The organism is Protofrankia sp. Cr1, assembly GCF_963555865.1.
GTDB lineage: Bacteria > Actinomycetota > Actinomycetes > Frankiales > Frankiaceae > Protofrankia.
Genome location: NZ_CAUVXO010000642.1, coordinates 1,779 through 3,029, shown reverse-complemented (window position 1 = coordinate 3,029; position 1,251 = coordinate 1,779). Strand labels below are relative to the sequence as shown.

The 1,251-nt window shown below is 72.3% G+C and carries 1 protein-coding gene; it reads left to right on the top strand.

Annotated elements, in window-relative coordinates:
• Nucleotides 1–191: 191 nt before the first annotated feature.
• The coding region (locus tag U9980_RS27250) for a cation diffusion facilitator family transporter (protein WP_322770550.1) at nucleotides 192–1,251 on the top strand (1,060 nt) is incomplete at its 3' end.

Genomic DNA, 1,251 nt, shown 5'->3' with positions numbered 1-1,251 from the left:
CCCCTATTGCCGGTCGCTCTCTAAGAGCCGGCCGCCTGTTTTGAGGCTTCTGTCCGGGCGATCCACGGCCTGGCGGCGGTCTGCACGGGTGTGGCAGGAGACCAGGATGCGCCGATGGCCAGGACGGGCAGCAGCAGACCGGGCGCACCTGCAAACCGACCGCAATGATCGTTTCCGGTTATCGTCGGCCGATGAGCACCGACCACCGGCATGACCCCGGCGCGGGCGATCACGCGCACGTCGGCGATGGTCACGGCCATCGCTCCGACGGCCACCTGCACCGCGATCGGGCGCAGCTCCGTGGAATCGGCCCGCGACTGCGGCACGCTCTCTCGCAGGCGGCGGGCGGGCACAGCCATGACACAGCCGACCAGATCGACGACGCGGTGGAGGCCGACGCCGCCGGCCGGCGGGCGTTGCTCGCGAGCCTCGCGGGTCTCGGACTGACCGCCACCGTCCAGGCGATCGTGGTGGCCATGTCAGGGTCGGTGGCCTTGCTGGGCGACACCCTGCACAACGTCGCGGACGCGGCGACCGCGCTCCCGCTGCTGATCGCCTTCACGCTGGCCCGGCGCCCACCGAGCAGCCGGTTCACCTACGGCTACGGCCGGGCAGAGGACCTCGCCGGTATCGCCATCCTCGTCATGATTGCGCTGTCCAGTGGGCTCGCCGCCTTCGAGGCGATCAACCGGCTGGCGCACCCCCGCCCGGTCAGCCACCTCGGCGCCGTCGCCGCCGCCGGCCTGGTCGGCTTCGCCGGCAACGAACTGGTGGCCCGCTACCGGATCCGCATCGGCCGGCGGATCGGGTCGGCGGCACTGGTCGCCGACGGACTACACGCCCGCACCGACGGGTTCACCAGCCTCGCGGTCCTGGCCGGCGCCGGCGGTGTCGCACTGGGATGGCGATGGGCGGACCCGGCCGTCGGACTGGCGATCACCGTGGTCATTCTCGGGGTGCTACGCAACGCGGCCCGGGTAGTGACGGCCCGGCTGATGGACGCGGTCGACCCGGCCCTGGTCGCCGAGGCCACCGCGACGTTGACCCACACCCCGGGCATCCGCGCGGTCCGCGAGCTTCGGATCCGCTGGATCGGCCATGCGCTACGCGCGGAAGTCGACGTGACGGTCGATCCACAGCTCTCACTGGTGGACGCCCACGACATCGCCCACGCCGCCGAGGCACACCTGCTGCGTCACGTCCCCCGACTGGCCGCCGCCACGATCCACACCAGCCCGGCCCACCATCACC